General features: G+C 34.7%; 24 protein-coding genes and 1 pseudogene. 13 read left to right on the top strand and 12 right to left on the bottom strand.

Annotation, left to right across the window (positions count from 1 at the left end; all coding sequences use genetic code 11):
- Positions 1 to 31 precede the first annotated feature (31 nt).
- The 8 genes from ACNARN_RS08950 to ACNARN_RS08915 all read right to left on the bottom strand — a co-directional run bounded on the left by ACNARN_RS08950 (position 32) and on the right by ACNARN_RS08915 (position 3,500).
- On the bottom strand, positions 32 to 202 hold the full coding sequence (locus tag ACNARN_RS08950; protein ID WP_416304362.1) for a Lar family restriction alleviation protein: 171 nt from the start codon (positions 200 to 202) through the stop codon (positions 32 to 34).
- Positions 199 to 594, bottom strand: coding sequence for a hypothetical protein (locus ACNARN_RS08945; protein ID WP_123822429.1), 396 nt, complete (start codon positions 592 to 594; stop codon positions 199 to 201). Before ACNARN_RS08945 ends, ACNARN_RS08950 begins: the two co-directional genes overlap by 4 nt.
- Positions 591 to 1,229, bottom strand: coding sequence for a phage N-6-adenine-methyltransferase (locus tag ACNARN_RS08940; protein ID WP_416304361.1), 639 nt, complete (start codon positions 1,227 to 1,229; stop codon positions 591 to 593). Before ACNARN_RS08940 ends, ACNARN_RS08945 begins: the two co-directional genes overlap by 4 nt.
- Complete coding sequence (locus ACNARN_RS08935; protein WP_416304360.1) at positions 1,226 to 2,320, bottom strand: replication protein; 1,095 nt, start codon at positions 2,318 to 2,320, stop codon at positions 1,226 to 1,228. Before ACNARN_RS08935 ends, ACNARN_RS08940 begins: the two co-directional genes overlap by 4 nt.
- A 12-nt stretch (positions 2,321 to 2,332) precedes the next feature.
- Complete coding sequence (locus tag ACNARN_RS08930; RefSeq protein WP_069369408.1) at positions 2,333 to 2,512, bottom strand: DUF4222 domain-containing protein; 180 nt, start codon at positions 2,510 to 2,512, stop codon at positions 2,333 to 2,335.
- Positions 2,502 to 2,681, bottom strand: coding sequence for a hypothetical protein (locus ACNARN_RS08925; RefSeq protein WP_109395845.1), 180 nt, complete (start codon positions 2,679 to 2,681; stop codon positions 2,502 to 2,504). The genes ACNARN_RS08930 and ACNARN_RS08925 overlap by 11 nt, the downstream gene beginning before the upstream one ends.
- Positions 2,682 to 2,769: 88 nt before the next feature.
- Positions 2,770 to 3,228: a YmfL family putative regulatory protein gene (locus tag ACNARN_RS08920; RefSeq protein ID WP_109400941.1), complete on the bottom strand. Its 459-nt coding sequence runs from the start codon at positions 3,226 to 3,228 to the stop codon at positions 2,770 to 2,772.
- A gap of 56 nt (positions 3,229 to 3,284) precedes the next feature.
- The gene (locus ACNARN_RS08915) at positions 3,285 to 3,500 is read right to left on the bottom strand and encodes a helix-turn-helix domain-containing protein (protein WP_069368310.1); all 216 of its coding nucleotides are present in this window, start codon (positions 3,498 to 3,500) and stop codon (positions 3,285 to 3,287) included.
- Between the two features lie 97 nt (positions 3,501 to 3,597).
- Here ACNARN_RS08915 and ACNARN_RS08910 point away from each other — a divergent pair, with 97 nt between their 5' ends.
- From ACNARN_RS08910 to ACNARN_RS08855, 12 genes are all read left to right on the top strand, one after another.
- Positions 3,598 to 4,287 (top strand): XRE family transcriptional regulator, encoded by a 690-nt coding sequence (locus ACNARN_RS08910; protein ID WP_109391851.1) that lies wholly within the window; start codon positions 3,598 to 3,600, stop codon positions 4,285 to 4,287.
- 482 nt (positions 4,288 to 4,769) lie between these two features.
- Positions 4,770 to 5,144, top strand: a complete 375-nt coding sequence (locus ACNARN_RS08905; protein WP_252447340.1) for a hypothetical protein — start codon at positions 4,770 to 4,772, stop codon at positions 5,142 to 5,144.
- A gap of 65 nt (positions 5,145 to 5,209) precedes the next feature.
- Positions 5,210 to 6,037 carry a YfdQ family protein gene (locus ACNARN_RS08900; protein WP_416304359.1) on the top strand — a complete coding sequence of 276 codons (828 nt, stop codon included), beginning with the start codon at positions 5,210 to 5,212 and terminating at the stop codon, positions 6,035 to 6,037.
- Positions 6,038 to 6,097: 60 nt separating this feature from the next.
- Positions 6,098 to 6,574, top strand: coding sequence for a single-stranded DNA-binding protein (ssb, locus tag ACNARN_RS08895; RefSeq protein ID WP_416304358.1), 477 nt, complete (start codon positions 6,098 to 6,100; stop codon positions 6,572 to 6,574).
- 13 nt (positions 6,575 to 6,587) lie between these two features.
- The gene (locus tag ACNARN_RS08890) at positions 6,588 to 7,289 is read left to right on the top strand and encodes a hypothetical protein (RefSeq protein WP_416304357.1); all 702 of its coding nucleotides are present in this window, start codon (positions 6,588 to 6,590) and stop codon (positions 7,287 to 7,289) included.
- Positions 7,282 to 7,869 carry a hypothetical protein gene (locus ACNARN_RS08885; protein ID WP_416304356.1) on the top strand — a complete coding sequence of 196 codons (588 nt, stop codon included), beginning with the start codon at positions 7,282 to 7,284 and terminating at the stop codon, positions 7,867 to 7,869. The genes ACNARN_RS08890 and ACNARN_RS08885 overlap by 8 nt, the downstream gene beginning before the upstream one ends.
- Positions 7,870 to 7,902: 33 nt before the next feature.
- Positions 7,903 to 8,295, top strand: a complete 393-nt coding sequence (locus ACNARN_RS08880) for a hypothetical protein (protein WP_416304355.1) — start codon at positions 7,903 to 7,905, stop codon at positions 8,293 to 8,295.
- 277 nt (positions 8,296 to 8,572) lie between these two features.
- Positions 8,573 to 9,754: an Arm DNA-binding domain-containing protein gene (locus ACNARN_RS08875; protein WP_416304354.1), complete on the top strand. Its 1,182-nt coding sequence runs from the start codon at positions 8,573 to 8,575 to the stop codon at positions 9,752 to 9,754.
- Between the two features lie 634 nt (positions 9,755 to 10,388).
- Positions 10,389 to 11,081, top strand: a complete 693-nt coding sequence (gene hprR / locus ACNARN_RS08870) for a response regulator transcription factor HprR (RefSeq protein WP_099074890.1) — start codon at positions 10,389 to 10,391, stop codon at positions 11,079 to 11,081.
- Positions 11,056 to 12,414 (top strand): heavy metal sensor histidine kinase, encoded by a 1,359-nt coding sequence (locus ACNARN_RS08865; protein WP_198632673.1) that lies wholly within the window; start codon positions 11,056 to 11,058, stop codon positions 12,412 to 12,414. The genes hprR and ACNARN_RS08865 overlap by 26 nt, the downstream gene beginning before the upstream one ends.
- Positions 12,415 to 12,522: 108 nt before the next feature.
- Complete coding sequence (gene msrP / locus ACNARN_RS08860; RefSeq protein WP_098942268.1) at positions 12,523 to 13,533, top strand: protein-methionine-sulfoxide reductase catalytic subunit MsrP; 1,011 nt, start codon at positions 12,523 to 12,525, stop codon at positions 13,531 to 13,533.
- Positions 13,533 to 14,144: a protein-methionine-sulfoxide reductase heme-binding subunit MsrQ gene (locus ACNARN_RS08855; protein ID WP_311747478.1), complete on the top strand. Its 612-nt coding sequence runs from the start codon at positions 13,533 to 13,535 to the stop codon at positions 14,142 to 14,144. Before msrP ends, ACNARN_RS08855 begins: the two co-directional genes overlap by 1 nt.
- Positions 14,145 to 14,257: 113 nt before the next feature.
- On the opposite strand, the gene ACNARN_RS08850 is transcribed toward ACNARN_RS08855, so the two are convergent.
- The 4 genes and pseudogenes from ACNARN_RS08850 to ACNARN_RS08835 form a co-directional block, all read right to left on the bottom strand.
- On the bottom strand, positions 14,258 to 16,495 hold the full coding sequence (locus ACNARN_RS08850) for a TonB-dependent hemoglobin/transferrin/lactoferrin family receptor (RefSeq protein ID WP_196534134.1): 2,238 nt from the start codon (positions 16,493 to 16,495) through the stop codon (positions 14,258 to 14,260).
- 174 nt (positions 16,496 to 16,669) lie between these two features.
- Positions 16,670 to 16,759 (bottom strand): annotated as a pseudogene (locus ACNARN_RS08845) (hypothetical protein); the annotation flags it as partial.
- Positions 16,760 to 17,529: 770 nt separating this feature from the next.
- The gene (locus ACNARN_RS08840) at positions 17,530 to 18,417 is read right to left on the bottom strand and encodes a PhzF family phenazine biosynthesis protein (RefSeq protein WP_198619705.1); all 888 of its coding nucleotides are present in this window, start codon (positions 18,415 to 18,417) and stop codon (positions 17,530 to 17,532) included.
- Between the two features lie 67 nt (positions 18,418 to 18,484).
- Positions 18,485 to 19,066: a histidine phosphatase family protein gene (locus ACNARN_RS08835; protein ID WP_198619704.1), complete on the bottom strand. Its 582-nt coding sequence runs from the start codon at positions 19,064 to 19,066 to the stop codon at positions 18,485 to 18,487.
- Between the two features lie 506 nt (positions 19,067 to 19,572).
- Between ACNARN_RS08835 and ACNARN_RS08830 the strand changes: the two genes are divergently transcribed.
- Positions 19,573 to 21,123 carry a methyl-accepting chemotaxis protein gene (locus ACNARN_RS08830; protein ID WP_198632675.1) on the top strand — a complete coding sequence of 517 codons (1,551 nt, stop codon included), beginning with the start codon at positions 19,573 to 19,575 and terminating at the stop codon, positions 21,121 to 21,123.
- The last annotated feature ends 13 nt before the right edge of the window (positions 21,124 to 21,136 follow it).

Below are 21,136 nucleotides of genomic sequence, written 5' to 3'. Positions count from 1 at the left end.
AACAAACCAAAAACCTATAAACAGCGCGTATTTAGTTAGCATTGTTCATCTCCCTTTTATTCCAAGCCTTCAAAGCACCGTCGAAATCATTAGCAATAGGTCCTCTTGCCCCACATTTTTGACAACGAGTAAATGTATTGAACATCACCTGCATGACTTCCAGTTTTTTAGAATCACAGAATGGGCAGTGGGCATTGTTCATGAGTGATTACCTCTTGCTGCTCTTACTAATGAGTCATACGGCTCAGTGGGTAATTTACCCATATGTGCAAAATTAGAGGTGGCGTGTTTTACCCATATGATTGTTGGAATACCTCGTTTTTTGGCTTTCTGAGCATTTAGCTTTTCGAGGTAGACAGATTCTCCTGACTTACGCTCCTCTATCATTGCGTTGTAAACTCTTTTAGCCTCATTCGTCACTTGATAGTAAAGCGGGTACTTTTCACTAACTCTGGTTAATGCACCGAGACTATGAAGATGAACAAGTGCACGAGAGGCACCACCTAAAGTGGTTTCTAAATCACGAGTAACAATATCGCGATCTACGACTTCACCAACTTTGTATAACGCTAAGATTTGCTCTGTGATTTTCATGCAACACTTCTCGATACAAGCCATTTTGCTTGTTCAATAAATGTTTTGCCGATTTGCTCTAGCTCACTACGTTGAATGTAATCAATGGCTTTACCATTCCACGTTTTATCAAACACCACGATAGCACCAGCAAAAAATGCCCCTGTTGGTACTTGGTTTTCATCTGCAGGAACAAACCATTGAGGAACGTCAAAACCAACACGACCGCGAATAAAACAAATATGGTCCGCTTCTTCACACCACCATGTTTCGCTTGTGGCAACTTTCAACAAGAAAACATAGCGCCCGCCTTTTTCACGCATTGCCAACGTATGATTCATAATGTGGCGAACACCAGTAACAGCTTGTTTTTCATGATATGAACTACGTGAATATGGTGGATTAGCGAAAGCTGCACCGCCAATTTCTTTCAGTTTTTCCGACCAATCTTGAGTGAGCGCATTATCCTCAACGGTGTAAAAATGAGGACATTTGCTGTTTTGTGCATCAGTAAAGAGATCTAGCGTGAAAGGTCCATAGAGCGAATTGATACCCCAATACAGATTTTCAGGTGTTCGCCACTGATCGCCTATTTCTTTTAATTTATGAGCAGATTGGCTTTTTAATGCCTGTAATTTCAGTGCGTAATCAATCATTGCTGAACCTCCTGTGACATTTCAGTCGCTTGCTTCCAAATACTGTTCCATGCTTGGCGACCAGAAAACTCACTCATACGACGAATGCCTGTTTTACCCGCTAATTCAAGTGCAATCTCTTCAATACGGTTTTGAGGTTTAGAACGAGAACCAATCAAGCGTGAGAATGCGCTGTCACGTTCAACGGTATCAACTTGAACCTTTGGCTCATCCTTTGGCTTTTGGCTACGAACGATCAGCTCATCAAAGTGTTTACGTAATTTACGAGAGCTTAAAATGTTTTGGTGCCAGAATGAATCTTTGTTGGCCCAGTCGAACAATCCACAAATTTGCTCATGGGTACGTCCATCGATTTGACGCATCAAACGAATATCGTTCGCCCAGTCATACCAAGTAGGTTCTAACGCAGATGGATTCAGTTTTTTAACACGACCAAACATCCATTTTGCCGTTTTTAAATCACCTTCATCGCCCCATTTTTGGAAGTTAGGGCTGTAAATTACCGCTTCTGGATAACGAGTTAAAAAATCATTTTTTGGCTGGTCGCTGGATTCGCCAGAATTCTGCGACGAATGATCTGTTTCTGTTGTACTCTCTGAAGTAATCTCTGTTGTATTCTCTGTAAGAACAGGCCATTTTGACCCGTTCAGAACAGCGCATTTTGAACTGTTTGAAGGCTTCAATTTGCGCTTATCGATAAGGTCATTTTGAACTATTCGATTAGATGAATTATCATCGTTCGATTGGGTCATATTGACCTCATCGGTCAGCAAGTGGTGATCGTAGTTAATCGCATAATAATTAGTACGGTCATGGTTCGATTTATTGATTTGCTCGATGCGTAAAACGCCCTGCTTTTTTAAATTAGTAAAAGCACGTTTAATCGTTGATTCAGAGAAAAAAGGAAATTGATTCTTCCACTCTTCGACTGTGTTATAAATCCAGCGTGAGCCGTCATATTCAACACCTGAAGTAGTTTCAGTTAGCCAATATTGAATTTGCTGTAACAGCATCGCCTCATTTAAACCAAGACGTATCGCTAATTCAGGAATAACGACTAAAGGGCGACTTTTTAGTAATAATAAACTCATCTTGCCACCTCATTACTTAATACGTGTGTACTTCTCTTTAAATCGTTGCAAGGGTTCACATTGCGGATCGTCACAACCATCCAGCATAAAAATGACACGCTGTTTTTCTCTGTCATAACGAACAACATGAACAACGATACCCCTGTGATTTTTGTAGTAGCGATCAAGTTGGTTTGGGTTCTCATTGTTCATTGCCCGCCCTTAAACCATGTTTTGAATTGAAATCATCTACAAGCCAACGCATAAATTGGTAGTTTGTTTCTTCATAGCCTTCTGGTACTTTAATTTCATAGACAAAACGACCATCACGCATTGAAGCCCGTACTTGCGTACGGCATGCTAAGTTTGATAATCTACTCATGCTAATTTCTCTTCACACAATTGAAATTTGCAAACCGAAGCCAGCGACCGTACATCGTTGGCTTCACCCTTTCTGGATATAGCCATCTTTAATTTCTCTTTTGATGTAACGAAACAAACGCATTCATAAATGTGCGGATCTGCGAAATTAATCCATCCAACATCATTTTTATTTTCTGCTCTTCTTCGTTATCAATAACGCCATCAGCCAAGCTATCTTTCATCAATAACGCCAAACGCCCCTGCATTTCGTCAACACCACTACGCAGTACAAACAATTCCGTTTCATCCAGTTCCGCAGGACTAATTCTGTCAACGAGTAAACGATTTGATTCACGAGCGACAAATTCAGCAAATAAAACGGTCTTAGAAATATCTTGCATCGCTAACAACTCGTTTAAATCAAATGAGCGACAACCATTTTTCTCATAAAGCTTGTTGTTGAATGATGTTAAAGACAGACCTAGTGCTCCAGCCATTGCCTCGCGTCCACCAGCTGTCGCTTCACACATTTCTTTCACTACCTGTTTTATTGATTGGTTACTCATTTCCTACCACCATTGATAAATTCTTGTAGTTACAATTTCAGAGAATAAGAAGTAACTTATTTGTAATTGCTGAACTTCTTCGGATATAAAATTTGCATTTCTGTTAATTCACCGTTGAAAAAAGCAACCAGTCGCTCAGCGACCTCTAATGAGGTTTTTTGGGCTCCTCTTTCAATGCGGCTAAGATTACCTACATCAATTTGAACAGCTTCAGCTACTTTACTTAATGTAAGATTTTGCTTTATTCGCAAAGCTCTTAATGGTGTTTGCATTATACCTCCTAATTTTGCGTTTTAAGCATAATATAACACCAATTCAATTTGCGCAATTTACTTTGCAAATAACGCAAAAAGGATTTGTAATTACGGCATGGAAATAGGAAAAAAAATCAGATCAATCCGCTTAGAGCGGAATATGACAATTGCCGAGCTGGCTAACGCTATTGATAGCGATCCGGGTAATGTGTCTCGTCTTGAAACAGGTAAACAAAAATCGTTTACTGAACAACAATTAAGAAAAATTGCTAACGCACTATCAATATCTTTACTTGATTTATTTTCAGATGGTGATAATCATACTGTATATAAACACAGTGATTTGAATCATGACGTAATAAACGAGGATCTTTATAAAGTGCAACTACTTGATATTAGCGCGAGTGCAGGACCAGGTTGCGTGAGAACAAGTGATGTCATAGATGTCATTCATTCCATTGAATATGATACAGAACAAGCTAGGTTGCTATTCGGTTCTCGCCCAGCGAACTCAGTAAAAGTTATCAATGTTCGTGGTGATAGCATGTCGGGTACAATTGAACCCGGCGATCTTATTTTTGTTGATATTTCGATAGATTATATTGATGGTGATGGTATTTATGTGTTTTCTTTTGATGGAAATATACACGTAAAACGCCTTCAAATAGTTCCCGATGAAGTGATTGTTCTCTCTGATAACCCTAAATATACACAGTGGAAAATAAATAGTTCAAATGAGCATAGATTTTGTGTGCATGGGAAGGTTTTAATCAGCCAAAGCCACGAATATAGACGTCACGCATAACAAAACTATCATTTGCATAAATAGCCTGATTATATTTCAGGCTTTTTTTTGTCTGTTAAATTGTAAATTTCGCAAATTAATATTGCGCAATATGCAAATTTGCATTATTGTTATCTCAGAAGCAAGTTTGTATACAAAGAAAATGATTTTTATGTGTGAAGAGAACGTGTGAAGAGAAACAATGGCTGGCTGAGTCTTAAACCATTAACGGGGGTGTGGTGATAATGTTCTGCTCAGTCAGCCATTTTTATAAAGTTAGTTTTAGGATTGGTGAATGCTAAGGCTGATTAGCAGTGGACACTTAACCCACGCGGATACTTGCACAACAAGACCGAAAGTAGGAGATAAGCACCTACCGCCAATCACTAAAACTAACTCAATAAGTAAGGGTACTGGCATTCATCCATGACAGTCCATATCAGGTATCCACTGTAGCTAGTGCCCCTTCTTATTGTGTGAAGTGATAACGTGAGGTTATAGAAATGAGCCAAGAAGATCGCAAAACAAATGTTCCCGACTTTCTTTCCGAATTGGACGCTGGCGTTTTTGAAAATAAAGTCTCTGCTGTTTTAAATGATGTGGCTTTAGGCGTTTTAAATAATGGTGGAAAAGGCAAAGTCACTATTGAATTAGATATTGCTCGCCTTAGTAATTCAATGGAAGAAAAACGAGTTGAAATAACTCATAAACTTAAATTCTCTGCACCAACACCACGCGGAAAACGGGCTGAAGAAGACACCACCAAAACACCAATGTACGTGGGTAAAGGTGGTAAGTTGACAATTATGCAAGAAGATCAAGGTCAATTATTTTCTTTGCAAGGTCAGCCCGAAGGGAAATTAAAATCCGTTAATTAGTTTCCTTATTTTTAATTAAACCTATCCATTTAATTTAATGCTTTTAAATAAGTAGGAGTTTATTCATGTCTCAATTAGACGGCACTGCTATTTCGCAAATTCAAAATATGGCTGTGGCTTCATTAAGTCTCGATGCAATAGAGAAGTCTCTTTGCCCTGCTATTGTTCTTCCGAACGACTTTAAAGTAAGTAGTTTGGAAAATTTACAAGAAGGTCGCTTCCGTTTTCGCGGTGAAATGAAAACAACCAGCATCAGTGATTTTGTTAAATACTCAATCAAAAATGCAATTGATGAAGGTGTTAGCTGCTTTATTGATGCCGATGAAATGAGCGCCAAAACTATTTTCAATATTGGCACAATTGGTGAGCCTGGTCATGCGGATAATACGGCTCTTGTGAAATTAAAACAAACTGCCCCATTCGCAGCACTATTAAAAATTGATGGTGTTAAACATCGTCAAAAAGAATTAGCGGAATGGTTAGAAGACTGGCGTGATTATTTAATGGCGTTCGATGCAGAAGGTAATGTTTTAGATATCAAACAAGCTATTTCTGCTGTTCGCCGTATTACGATTGAATCAACACGCTCTGCCGAACATGAAGATCACGATTTTAGTGCCAAACGTTCAGTATTAGAAAATGTTGAAGCAAGAAGCAAAGATGTTATGCCTACTGCATTCCAGTTTACATGCACTCCGTATGACGAGTTAAAAGAACGTAGCATTAAATTGCGTTATAGCGTGCTTACTGGCGGTGATGTTCCTACTTTAGTGCTCCGTATTGTTCAACTTGAAAACCTTGAAGAGCAAATAGCTCAAGAATTTCGCAATCTTCTTTGTGATGAATTCGATGAAAGTGAAATCGAAACATTCATTGGCAAGTTTTCAGCTTAATTATTAATTAATCGCCATCTTATTGGTGGCGATATTACTCAAAAATAGGAATAACTGAAAATGGCTAACGGATCGGTAAATAAAGTAATTCTCATTGGCAATTTAGGTCGTGATCCCGATATTCGCTACCTGCCTTCTGGTGGTGCTGTTGCCAATTTAGCTGTGGCCACAAGTGAAAATTGGCGTGATAAAAAAACGGGTGAAAGCCGTGAAAAAACGGAATGGCATCGTGTAGTAATTTTCGGCAAGTTAGCGGAAATTGCAGGTGGTTACCTGTGTAAAGGCTCACAAATTTATATCGAAGGACAGCTGCAGACTAAGGAGTGGGATGATAACGGAATTAAGCGTTATACAACTGAAATCATCGTCAATGTTGGCGGAAAAATGCAAATGTTAGGTGGTGCTAGTAAATCAGCTGGATCACAACAAGCACAACAAAACCAGCCACCATCTCAACCTCCGATGGATTTTGAAGATGATATTCCCTTCGCTCCTATTGGGCTTATGTATCCACGCCATTTAATTAATGTGATTTAAGGAGATATTTACTATGGGGCGCTTCCATAAAGATACTAAAATGCACGAAATGGCATGCTTCAAATCCGATGGGTTATATCGTCATTACCACTTTTCATCCCCTAAAAATTCAGCATATTGGTTTGATATTGTAACAACACCTTATTATCTATATATGACTGGTGACATGGGCACTTGGGTATTTAGCCGTATTAAAGATATGCTTCATTTCTTTAATAAAGAAAGCCTTGACTTAGGTTATTTAGCTGAAAAATTACAGCTTGGATCATGTCGTAGTGAAGCCGCAGCAATTTATAAAGAAGTTGATGTTAAAAGAACACTCGAATATTTAAACAATGAACTCCAGCAATGGAAGAATGATATTTTAGATGAGGAAGAAGATCGCGAAAAATTAGCTGATTTAAAAAAGGCTTATAAAGATTTTTCCAGAAGAATTGGTGAGTTGAAATCATTAATCAATGATTACTGCATTAGCGGTTCAATTTCGGAACAGTCATATTCCTTTGCTATTGAGAACTCCGGTTTTACAGATCCGTCAATAGGAGGCATAGAATCACCTTGGGATTGGGAGTCACTATATCCTGTAACAAAGCCAACATCTGGTTTTGTATGGGCATGTGAAGCTATTCAGTATGCAAGTAGACGGATCCTGATAAAAGAGTTAGCAAACAATGCGATGGATAAATTCCTAGTTATTGGTGAGTGCCATGAGTAAAGAACGTGGAATTATTTTTAATGCTGAAATGGTGCGCGCCATTTTAGATGGGCGTAAAACTCAAACTCGTAGAGTAATGAACAACCAGCCTTGCACACTACCAGAAGAAAATATTTCCGTACAACAGGATGGTTCTAATTTCAGATGGGCTGGCGATTTGCATAACGATACTAGCGGTTGGTTTGCTTGCCCTCTTGGCAAGGTTAGTGATCGTCTTTGGGTTCGTGAAACATTTAAAGCAGGGGTATGCACTGAATCAACAATTGCATATAAAGCTACACATAAACCATCTGATTTAGAAAAAGGATGGTATGAAGAAATTAAGTGGACTCCATCTATACACATGCCTCGCTGGGCTTCACGCATTACATTAGAAATCACTGATGTTCGTGTTGAGCGTTTAAAAAGTGCTGGCGATACTGAGTTTAAAGCTGAAGGCTACCCTTTAGAGCGAGAGTTAACTGGTGGCAGTATGGATCCGTTTTGTTGGTTTCGTAATATTTGGGATTCAGTGTCACCTACTAACTTTAAATATGCAGATAATCCGTGGGTATGGGTGATTGAGTTTAGAATGATATAATAAAAAATCAACTACTAACTATATGGTATAAAAATGACTAAGTTACAAATTAGTAAACTTGATATTCATCCTTTAGATAAATATATAAAAATAATGGCAAACAAGTTTTTAATGTTACTACTATTCATATTGACTATATCTATAGGTTTATTTATATCATTTTTTTCTGGTGATTCCATTTATTTAACAAAATCTGGTTCCATAGGTTCAATGATTGGAACATTATTAACCTTATCACCAATGTTTGTTAATGGGATATATTTATCTCGCCCAGAAGTATTTAAATTAGCAGAAACAGATAATGAAGGAAATATAATAAGAACAACAGAAGAAGGAAGAAAAGTATCTATAAATATTATGTATGGTGTTTTTTTGATAATAACATCAACGGTAATTAGTACATTTGGAGATCTAATTCCTTTGTAGGAATTAGTATATTTCTTCATACTAAAATCTAGAATGCTTTATAGAGAAAGTAAATAATAACCACCAGCATTAATACCTATTTAAACTGTGTACGGACAGTGTGGAGAGAAAATATGTACTTTGAATGCATACCAATTTCTATGTATTGCAAACTGTTTGGTGAATCACCTGACGCAATAAATAAACGGTTACAAAGACAATTCTGGCATGAGGGAGTTCAGGTTTTAAAAGTGGAAGGCTCCAAGGAGCGATGGATTGATGTAACCGAGGTGAACAAATGGGCACGAAAAAACAAGATGCAACATGCCTCCCTAGGGGGGTTGTAATTAGAAAGCATAGTGCAGGAGAAACAATCAATATAGCTTTTACATATAAAGGGGTGAGATGTAGAGAACCCCTTTCAAACTTAGAAATTTCAGCAAAGAATATTAAATATGCAGAAAGACTAATCGGCGAAATATATAACAAAATAGAAAAAGGAACATTTTCTTATGTTGAGTATTTCCCAAATTCATCAAAAATAAAATTATTTGGTAGCAGAAAAGCTGGACGTAATATAGAGGATTATCTCACTGAATACCTATCAATATGTGAAACTAGAGGTTTATCCCCTTCAACAATTAATGGCTACAAAAAATGCAAGACAGCTTTAAAAAGATTGCATAGTGTTTCCGTCTCTGAATTAACACCAGCAATGCTTAAAAACTGGATACAGTCTCAATCTACATCGTTAAAAACCATTAGAAACCAACTTTCTTTTTTAAGAAGCTCAATAGATGAGGCTGTCACTGACGGTTTAATCGCAATGAACCCTGTTAACTTAGTTACGGCTTCAAGATATCAATCGGATAAAAATGAAAGTAACGAAAATGAATATATTGTAGATCCATTTTCCCCCAAAGAAATTAACGCACTACTTGAATCATCAAAAGAACCTCAGTGGAAGAATTTATTTAGATTTGCATTTAATACAGGAATGAGAAGCTCTGAATTATGCGCGATAAAATGGAGTGATATAGATTTCCTAAATAAAATTGCTCATGTAAATTCAGCAAGTGTTGTTGGGGTTATTAAAGGAACAAAAACAAGATCAGGGAATAGAAAAATTGAATTAAATGACCAGGCTATGTTTGCACTGCAAGAGCAAAAAGCGCTGACCTTTATGAAAGGTGATGTAATTTTTGAAGATCCTAAGAACAACAAAGCATGGGCTGGTGCTGATGCAATTAGGAAAAAAGCGTGGGTACCGACATTAAGAAAGGCTGGTGTTAGATATCGTAACCCTTATCAAACCCGACATACATTTGCGACAATGCATATCAGTCAAGGGGCAAACCTATTTTGGTTAGCAAATCAAATGGGTCATAAAGGGCCTGAAATGTTATTTAGACACTATGGATCATACTTATCTGAGTATGACGGCAATACAAATATAAAATCAAAAGCAAGTAATAAGTGAACAGCGTAATGACAGCAATATGACTACAAAAGAGCCGTATTTGACACGCAAGAAAATAAAATAAAATATTAAATATATAAAACAGATAGTTATAGAATTACAGATGCGGGTTCAACTCCCGCCAGCTCCACCAAATTTGGTGGGTCAGTGATAGGACAACGGTTTCAAAACAATAAGTTAGCGAAATCGACAGAACTACACACTGACAATAAAAAGACTTTAAAGTGCACGCCCAATGCACGTGCATTTTAAAGTTTAGAAAAGCTCACTTCGGTGGGCTTTTTTAGTTTCAATGACCAAGCAAATACATTCTTCCTCTTCAACTTTTATAGCATATTCATCATAAATTATTGCTAAACCCTAGCCGCATACATATAAGTTTTACAATTTTTTCTTAAGAATGAAAATACAAAAACGAGTGAATCTACTGACATAAAAAATTTCTGGAATAAAATTAGTTACTTACTCTTTTACATAAAAGCTATTTAATAACAATGTTATGAATCTCTAAAATCTATTATTACAAGGTCATTTTTAGTAAAAACTATCATATTTAATTAGCTCTATTAATCCTATATATGACTGGTTTAAAATAATACAAAATACCTATTCTAAAGAGTTTAAGAGGATCATAATGAAAATACTCTTAATTGAAGATCACGAAAAAACAGCCAATTGGGTTAAAAAAGGGCTAGAAGAAGCTGGATATACTATTGATATTACGAATGATGGTCGTGATGGCCTCTATTTAGCATTAGAAAATGATTACAAATTGATTATTCTTGATATCATGCTTCCCGGAATGAACGGTTGGAATATTTTAAAAATATTACGCACATCAAAGTCAGTCCCTGTGATTTGTTTAACAGCAAGGGATGCTATAGATGACCGAGTTAAAGGATTAGAATTAGGTGCAAACGATTATTTAGTAAAACCTTTCTCATTTTCAGAATTATTGGCAAGGGTCAAAAATCAATTAAGAGTTCAAAAAAATATTTCAACAATTATTGAAATTGCTGACTTAAAAATCAATTTATCTCGTCATGAAGTGGAGCGTAATAATATACAGATCCCAATGACTCGCCAAGAATATTCTTTATTACTTTTTTTTGCTTTACATATTAATGAAATATTACCAAGGACATTAATTGCAAGCGAGATTTGGGGAATTAACTTTGATAGTGATACTAATATTGTAGATGTTGCTATCCGTCGTTTACGAAAAAAAATTGATGATGGATTTGAAATCAAATTAATCGAAACGGTTAGAGGAATGGGATATAGGTTAAATGGAGTCAATAATGAAAACAAAATCACTGAGATTTAAAATTATCTTTTTATTTATCATATTGATGATTGCAAATGCAGGTTTTATGTCTTTAACGCTTTATCAATCGCTTAAAAATGAATTAATATCTCGTGATAATAACTTACTTGTAAATCGTGCAGACCAATTAGTAAAGTTAATTAATAGTGGAATTGATATCAAAACATTACCTATCTATTTTCAACGTATGATGGATATGCAACAAGATATTATTTATATTACGGATGCTAATAATAAAATTTTAGTTGATACTAATTCAGATATTTTATTTGCAGATCATCTAAAAACCACTGATACAAAGAATATAGATTTAAACATGATTACCTCCTGGGAAACAGAATCAGGTATTCCTGTTTCGGCTATTAACTTTACAATAGAATCACCAATAGGTGTGCTAAATGTAGTGATTGCCAAAGCATCCTTTGTGCGCATCAGTATGCTAAGCGAATATTTAAGTAAAATATTGATTATCTCATTAGCTTCTATTTTATTTATGGGAATATTAAGTTTTTGGTTAATTAAACATGGATTGAGGGATATCCGTTTTCTTAGCCAAATTACGGCTAAAACAGACATACATACTCTTAGCCAAACCATAAATATCTCACAACTTCCCAATGAACTGAAAAGTTTAGGTGACTCATTAAATATAATGAGAAAAAGGTTAAAAAATGATTTTGTAAAGCTAACTCAATTAGCCGATGACTTGGCTCATGAACTCAGAACCCCCATTAACGCTATAAAAGTTCAAAATGAAATTATGTTACAACGCTCTCGTAGCGTAGAAGAATATGAATCAATTATTATTAGTAATATTGAAGAACTGGATAAACTTGCAAAAATAATTGAAAATATTTTATTTATCGCTCGTGCTGAAAATAAAAATATCATTTTAAATAGAGAAAGCTTGGATTTATCGGATCTAATTGATGAAATTTATAACCTATTTTCATTTTATGCAGAAGAAAAACAGATTACCTTATTAAAAGAGCCTACAACATTAACAGTTAGTGCAGATCACTTACTTTTTACTCGCATATTAATGAACCTCATATCAAATGCAATAAAATATTCTCCCGCTAATACACAAGTCGTCACTCAATGTAAAAAAGAAAAAAATCAGTTACTGATTTGTATCAGTAATATTGGTGATGAATTGAATCAACATGAACAAATATTTACTCGTTTTTGGCGTGGTGATAATGCAAGAACAACAGATGGAAATGGCTTAGGCTTATCAATTGTGCAAGCGATTATGACATTACATGAGGGTAAAGTCAGTTACGAGCGTATTGGAAAACATAATGTATTTATTTTAACCTTTCCATGCTAATTACGCGATATGACAAAATTGTCATCTTTTTGTCAGCTTTTTTATAAAACATCTCTGCATAATTAATTTATCAATCAAATATCTTCTTAATTATGTAGAGGTAACATCATGAAAAAAAACAGGAAAAATAACCTATCAGAAATTACACCTGAATCTGTTTTTATGATGAAACGACGTAATTTACTAAAATTATTAGGCATCGGCGCTGCTGGAATAGCGGTTTCATCCACTGTAAAAGCCGATTTATTTTCATGGCTTACTGAAGATAACAAACCAACAACACCAAAATCATCCCGTAAAGAATTACAATTTATTCAACCTGAAGAATATCAATCTTCATTACAATTAACTCATGAAGATAAGGTAATTGGATATAACAATTTCTATGAATTTGGCCTTAATAAATCCGATCCTGCTAAGTATGCACACACAATGAAAACAGAAGAATGGACATTAACTATTGATGGTGAAGTTAATCGCCCACTTACTTTAAACTTAGACGATATTAATCATAAATTTCAATTAGAAGAACGTATCTATCGTATGCGTTGTGTTGAAGCATGGTCGATGGTCATTCCCTGGGTCGGTTTTCCATTAGCGAGCTTACTTTCTTTGGTTGAGCCCAATAGTCGTGCAAAATATGTTGCCTTTGAAACGCGTTATGCACCACAGGAGATGCGCGGACAAGATAGTCGCTTCATTGGCGGCGGTTTGCAATACCCGTATGTCGAGGGATTAAGACTCGATGAAGCGATGAATCCACTCACATTATTGGCGACAGGGGTATATGGAAAATCCTTGCCAAACCAAAATGGTGCACCTATTCGCCTTGTTGTTCCGTGGAAATATGGATTTAAGGGGATCAAATCTATTGTCAAAATTCGTTTAACTGAGTCAATCCCACCAACAACGTGGAATCTTTCAGCACCGCATGAATATGGTTTTTATGCAAATGTTAATCCAGATGTTAGCCATCCTCGTTGGTCACAAGCAACAGAACGCTTTATAGGCACAGGTGGATTAGGTCAAGTTACAAGACAACCAACATTATTGTTCAATGGCTATGGCGACCAAGTCGCACATTTATATAAAGATTTAGATTTGCGGAGAAATTTTTAATGCAACCAATATATGGAATAAAAGTTAAGTTATTAAAAACCATATTCCATCTTATTGGTTTATTGGCTTTCACTTGGCTTATTTATACAATTTATACGCAAAATTTCAGCGCAGATCCTTCAAAAGATATTCAGCATTTTACTGGAATTACAACGTTACGTTTATTAATTATATTAGCTCTGATCCCTATGGTTGCCTTTTACTTAAAATTAAACACATTATTTCAAGTAAGAAAACTATTAGGATTATGGTGTTTTTTTTGGGCTAATTTACATTTAGCAAGTTATCTGCTACTTGAAATAGGTTGGGGAAATATTACTTTCTTTTTTAGCGAAGTTTTTTCCCGTATTTATCTTATTATAGGCGCTTTATGTTGGATAATTTTATTATTGATGGCTATAAGTTCATTTGATTGGTTAAAAAATAAATTTAATCAAGAATGGAAAAGAATACATAATCTGTTTTATCCACTCTTATTATTAGTCTGTATTCATTATTTTTTATCATTAAAATCGCCAACACCAGAGCCTATTATTTATCTAATTATTATTGGATTAACTTACCTTTTTCGCTTTTGGCAACAGAAAAAAAACAAATCAACTAATATATAAAATAGCCTACCCACCAATTTAATTCTAATATTATATAAATGATCTTGTTAAAGCCTCATTTAAGAGGCTTTAACAAATTGTAATAAACTAAATAGTTGCCTATCAATTCAGTATTAGAAATACAATGATATATCCATAGAAAAATTACGCCCAGGAGCAGTAAAACGTTGTAAACCAAGACGATCACGATCTATTTGATTTGTTGTACCAAATTCTGGCAGACTTCTTAATGCATCCCAAGTACTATATTTTCTATTAAATAAATTAAAAACCCCAGCACGTAATACAATATTTTTATTTACATTATAGTAAGCTGTTGTGTCAAATATAGTATAAGAATCACTAAGATATGGCCATTCACGACCATTCCGTATTGCTTGATTACCTTCTTTTCGTGCTGAATAAGTCATAAATATCCCTGCACCATATTTTTTATCCGCATTATCATAAGATAAGGAAGAAACCCATTTAAAAGGTTGTACAGAAAGTAATGAATCTCCAGAAGCATCTTTTCCGCGTGTATAATTAAATGTATTACGCAATATATATGTATTATCTAAGCCGAATATTTTAGAAAGCCGAATTTCATTCGTTAGCTCAAAACCATAAACGTATGCTGAGGCAACATTACTATATTGAAGATGATTTTGTGGTAATGTTGGCTTATTCCAATAACTATCGCCCATATTAGGATCATACCACGGATTAGGAACTTGTTTTTCGCTCTGCTTAAGATCAATAAAGTTATTGTATTTAGTATAATATACATTTACTTTATTAAATAATTTATCATTATTATAACTTAATGATATTTCATTACTTAATCCTTTTTCTTGCTTTAAATTAGGGTTAGGCTCTAAGCGATTACGAGCATCATTACCTCCATAATCAAAATAAAGCTCTTGAGCTGTTGGAATACGAAAACCCTGCCCAATTTTATATTGGAAAGTATAATTTGGTGTTATGTTATAACTGGTTGATAATGCCAAAGATAAAGCCTGATAATGATTATCAGTGAGATCGCTATCTTTCGCTAAAGATAATTTAGCATTATCTGTATGATGAGAAACATTATCATATCTACTGCCTAAAACTACATTTAATTTGTCATCAAACATTTTTATTTCATCAACAAAAGCAATACTAATATCTTGAGTATATACAGGTCTGATGATGCTATAATTAGATTGATAAGGAACTTTAGGCTTTCCTAGATATTTAGTATCTATATTTTTATTGTTAAGTGTTTTTGTAGAATATGAAGTTCGTAGTGCTAATGAGTGCGTTGTATTAAATAAAGATAATGGCATTAATACTATTTCATTATTAATAAACCTACCATATTGAATGATATTCCTACTATTTTCTTCAAAAATATCATAATAATGACCATTATAATGTTCATCAAACGTAGAGCTAAATGCTTTTTGTTCTATTTTTTGCCAATTAAAGCTTGTCGTCATACTGTCAATATATCTTTCTGGAGTCCACGTATCAGAGAGTGTATATCTAATTCTTTTTGATAAATCATCACCAGTACGATAATAGGAAGAAAATAAGTACCAAGATTTTTCATCTGTATATGTTTTACCCTCACTGTATTCAAAAGTAGCACCTATTTTATGGTTTTGAATACCTAATAGATTAATTTTTGATAGTAAAGAATGACGCGTTTTTTCTTGAGGATCTGGTGTTCCCCTAGCAGAACCGAATATATCATTTTCATGTTTATAATTATTAGTTTCATGCCCATTACGATAAACATATAAGAGCATCCCTTCTACATCTTGTTGGGAAGTTGCAATACCTATCGTTTGCATTTTTTCATTATTTTTAGAAGTATAAACACTACGAGAAACAAATCCCCAATTACCTTCACTAATCAAATCAGCAGGATCTTTAGTAACGTATTTTACAGCCCCTCCTAATGCTCCACTACCTGAAAATATAGAATCAGCACCCTTAGATATAATTACAGACTTTAAATGTTCTGTTTCGATATCATTCATACTTCCATTAAAATAACCATAACCTTTATAAATGGTATTATCGAAGGTTTCTGCTTGAGGGATATCATCAACCTGTATAGCAACACGATCTTTATCAACACCTCTTATTGCATATCCATTATTACCAAAACGTCCTTCGGATGAGACACCGACACCAGGAAGATGGCGAACAATATCTTCCATGCTAAATATTAAATTTTTTTCCAATTGTTCTGAATTTAATGTTTTTTCATTAATTTTTTCTTCTTTTTTTTCAATCACATAAAGAACATCTTCAGATATAGCTTTATTATTAAAAAAAACTATCGAGGTAACAACTAGATAGAGTAACGTTTTTTTCATAAACACTCCTTAATTAAGGTATTGAATGATAATTATAATCATTATCATTCAATTCAAGAAAAGGAATTGTAATACAATTGAAAATTTAGTTGTTTTATCTAATTAATAATAAATTAATTATATTTATGTTTACATATATTAATTTAAATGCATTCTTTAAGAATAAAAAAGCACAAAATCATAAGTTGCAGTCTTAATCTCAATTGCCTCTTCCATACCTTTAATAATTAAATCAGCTAATTCACTCCAACTCATATGGCGTAGCCATTATATATCGCCATTACTTTTAACTATCTGTTTATGTTGTTTTATGAAAATCACTGGTAAGCCTATTACAAACGTCAAGATATGTCTGATAAACGGGCTTATCATCGAACAACTCTCTATCACCATCATTGAAACCATCAATCTCATTACTTGCGAAAAGGAGAGAACTGGTAATCAACAATATATACCCCCATAGACCCTGTTTTTACTGTTACCCATACTGTTCCTTGGTTTTCGATTTTGAATTGCTAATACAAAGTAATTTCCACCGTTCTGTAGAAATTTCTTTTATCCATATACCGTAGTCACATCGGCCAAATTGGTTAGTGCTAAAGCCCGGTGATGTGATCTCATATTCAGTTTGAATATCAAAATACCCACAATGGTATTTCTTTATGGCAGAAAAATAGGTACTGCAAAGGTAATGTAACGACATCTAAAGCTAATGTCACAGGAAGTAATACTCGAGCAATTTTTTCCCCAAACGAGTTTGATTTAGTATGATTAATTTAACACAACTCACCAAACTAGATTTATGTTGGAACAACTTCACCAAAGAACCATCAATAATAAACAAATTAAGAAATAATGGATGTATTGTTTTTATATAAAAATTAATTAATTATATATCTATTCTCGACTATAAAAATAATTTTCCAGTAGTTCTTCCTATTTTAGGATAGATACACTGGATTTATTTTATAGCTAGGCTCAAATCGGATTTCAATTTTAAATAAGTTTTCGAAATTAAAAATCTTTTATTTTCTCTAAAGAGTAATAATCTTCGTGCCTATCATTGTCGCTTTTCCACCTACTCTAACTCGACTAATCGTATTTTCTGTTGAATCAATAATAACGTGAATAAGAGAGGAACATTGCATTGCACGCCCTTGCTCTAATAAAAAATGTGTTTGATGAGGGAAAACATGCTTAACAAGATAGCAGCCTAAAGCGCCACTAGAACTCCCTGTCGCAGATTCTTCATTGATGCCATATAAAGGTGCAAAATTACGGCAATGAGCAGTAATTTCTTTATCTTGACTAAGTTCAAAAACATGAAAACCGATAGTATTAAATTCACGGCTTAAGTTTGCAATCGCTTCAAAATTAGGTTTTAGCGTATCTAATTTCCCAAATTGTACAGGGATCAAAATATCAGGTAGTCCCGTTGAAAATATCTCAATGGGTAAGCCTGTTTCTGAAATAGTTTCGCAATTTATTCCCAGTGCTGCAGCCACTGCATCGATATTTGGAGCTTGACGTGAAACAGGTAGTGTTTGCTCCATAACGATATTTTCAGCATTAATTGCGACACTTAGAATACCTGCTTTCGTTTTTTGTGTGTAATGACCAGAAGCCAATAAGTTGAGTGAAGATAAAGTGAAAAATACCGCTAATGTCGCATGACCGCAAAAATCGACCTCACCTTCAGGAGTGAAAAAATCAACCTTAAAATCCGTCTCTTCACCTTGATAAACAAAAGCTGTTTCAGAAAATCCGACTTCTTTAGCGATGGTAATTTTCTGTTCATCACTTAATTTAGGAGGATTAAGTACCACGCCAGCAGGATTGCCACCTTTATTATTTCGAGTAAATGAGTTTATAAGGTGTACTTTGATCTCGTGCTCTACTGAGCGTATAGCTTCATTTTGCATATATTTCCCGCATTGCTTCGAATAGCATTAAATCTGTGTGTAAAAATAGAGTGTTATAAAATACGCATTAATTAGGGCAAACTTCTGACACGCCATCTAGCCCTTGTTGTCTTTGTTCAAATACGACGTTTTTTTTATCCCCTTCTCGGATAATTTTTAAGATATAAATACTATCAAAATCACTACTTTTCCATTTAGGAATTAATTTAGGATCGCCTCCCTCTTGTTTCATAATATCTCGCGCAACCTTGGTTAAATTATCATGCTCCCAGGCAATAAAAATAACCGAGTTTTCATACTGTCGACTTAACAGTTCCTCTCGTAATGCTTTTATCTCTTTAGCGTGATATTGAAGATGAATAGGCAATGAGGTTTTAATAGCGATAGGTGAAATCGTTTGGAGTGAACGCAATGAATTCCCTAACTTACTCTGTTTAGGTGCCGCGGCGAATAATGCATCAGGTTTGCCAAATTGATTTATAAGCACATCGGGTAGGGCTAATGCTCTATTTAACCCTTTACAGGTCAGTTGCCCACTATCATTATCAGGTTTTTCACCATGTCTTATAAAAACCAGTGTTTGATCGGAATACGCCATATGACTAAATCCTAGAATAAATACGCTCAAAAATATAAATACACTGCGCATACAGCGTTACCTTTAAGTCAATTGAGTATAAGAAATATGGGAAATTAAAACACATCTAATATTAACCATAAACTCACTGAGTTTAAGTCACTCAGTCTATCATAGCCAAAAGTGTTTCAGCGGTGAGCAAATCTTAGATAGCGCATATTTAGCCACTTTTATACTCTATTGACCTTTATTCTACCTTCTAAACGCCTCAAAACTAATTAACAAATATTAAAATCAATCAAACAATTGTTAACAAAAAATAAAGGATTTTTTTAATTTTTCATTACTTTACACCCAATTTTATAAAGCTAAATGAAACTTAAATACTCAGTACATTTAGATAAAAAATGGAAGAGATCTCTTTTTAATAGAAAAAATAATGTATTAAAAATCAATACAAGCCTTTTTATCTCCCTCTATTTAGTTTAATGACTAAAGTTCTTCCTCTGCTTACCGATACTGTTTGTTCTTAAATAAGTTACCAATACTTATTAATTATTATTTATCCAGGGTTAAGCATGTTCTTTAAAAACTTTAAAATTCGTACAAAGTTAACCATCGCATTTACAACTTTTGTGATGCTAATTATGTTGGGTTCCAGTTTCGCATTAATGGGTTTAAATAGTGCGAATCAAGATATTCATGATGTCGTTGATGATATCTATCCAGCCACAGTCAGAGCCAACTTACTGATTAATAATTTCAATGAATTTATTATATTTCAGCAACTTACTATGCTTGATGAGCAAGGAAGTTTAGCGGCTGAGCAAGAGAGCAAAAAAGCAGAGATCACCGCTAAAGTTGCGCAATTACTGAAAGAATTAGACGAAACCACACACGATGCTGAATCAAAAAAAATCTTAGCTGAGGTTTATGAGATCCGTCAGCAATATATAAACTCTCAAAACTTTGTGGTGAAGGCATTTAATGAAAATAACAAACACGCCGCTGTCAATGAACTGATCACAAAAACTTCCGCTATTCAGTTAAAGTATCGCGATAAAATATTAGAGTTTATCAAATTACAAGACAAAAAAATGGAAGAGGCAGGTGACGCTGTTGAACGTGATTTTATTGAGAAAAGGATCTTTTTAGTCTTATTAACCCTCATCAGTATTATTGTGGGTAGTATTTTAGGATGGTTTATTACTAAAGGCATTACTCTTCCATTAGAGAAAGCAATAAATTTTGCTAAAGCGATTGCCAATGGTGATTTAACACAAGAAGTGAATATTGATTATCATGATGAAGCAGGAATATTATTACAAGCCCTTGCTGAAATGAAAACGCACCTATTAGAAGTTGTGCAAAATGTACAAAACAGCGCTGAAAATATTTCGTCAGCAGCAGAGCAAATTACAGCTGGTAGCCAAAATTTAGCAGCAAGAACAGAAGAACAAGCAACATCAGTAGAAGAAACGGCAAGCTCAATGGAGCAAATGACATCAACTGTTAAAAACACCGCAGATCATACTCATGATGCGATTAATGTTGCTGAAAAAACTGAAATCGCCGTACATCATAATGGCGAAATAATGCTTCAGCTAACTGAAAAAATGAGAGCCATTAATAGCTCATCATCTCAAATGACAGATATTATTAACTTAATTAATGCCATTGCATTCCAAACTAATATTCTTGCACTAAATGCCGCTGTTGAAGCCGCTAGAGCGGGTGAACATGGTAAAGGTTTTGCAGTTGTTGCTGGTGAAGTCAGACTACTGGCACAAAAAAGTGCAGACTCCGCTAATGATATACGCACTCTTATCGATAATTCATCAACTCAAACACAAGAAGGAATGGAATTAGTTGAACAAGCTGGCTCACAAATCCAAAAAATGATCGCTGATGTCGAAGAGATCAGTGCGCTATTGCGTGAAATTGGGCAGGCAAGTAATGAACAAAGTGATGGTATATCGCAAATCAATAACGCTATAAGTCAGCTTGATTCAACAACTCAACAGAATGCGGGATTAGTTGAGGAATCGGTAGCTGCTGCAAGTTCACTTAATGAACAAGCACTTAATCTGAATAAATTAGTGAATTACTTTCAGATTAAAAGTATCTAATATTTAGTTGAAT

It is taken from the genome of Proteus sp. TSJ240517, from assembly GCF_047921575.1.
Classification (GTDB): Bacteria; Pseudomonadota; Gammaproteobacteria; order Enterobacterales; family Enterobacteriaceae; genus Proteus.
The sequence above is the reverse complement of the archived record's forward strand: the minus strand, read 5'-3'. Positions and strand labels throughout refer to the sequence as shown.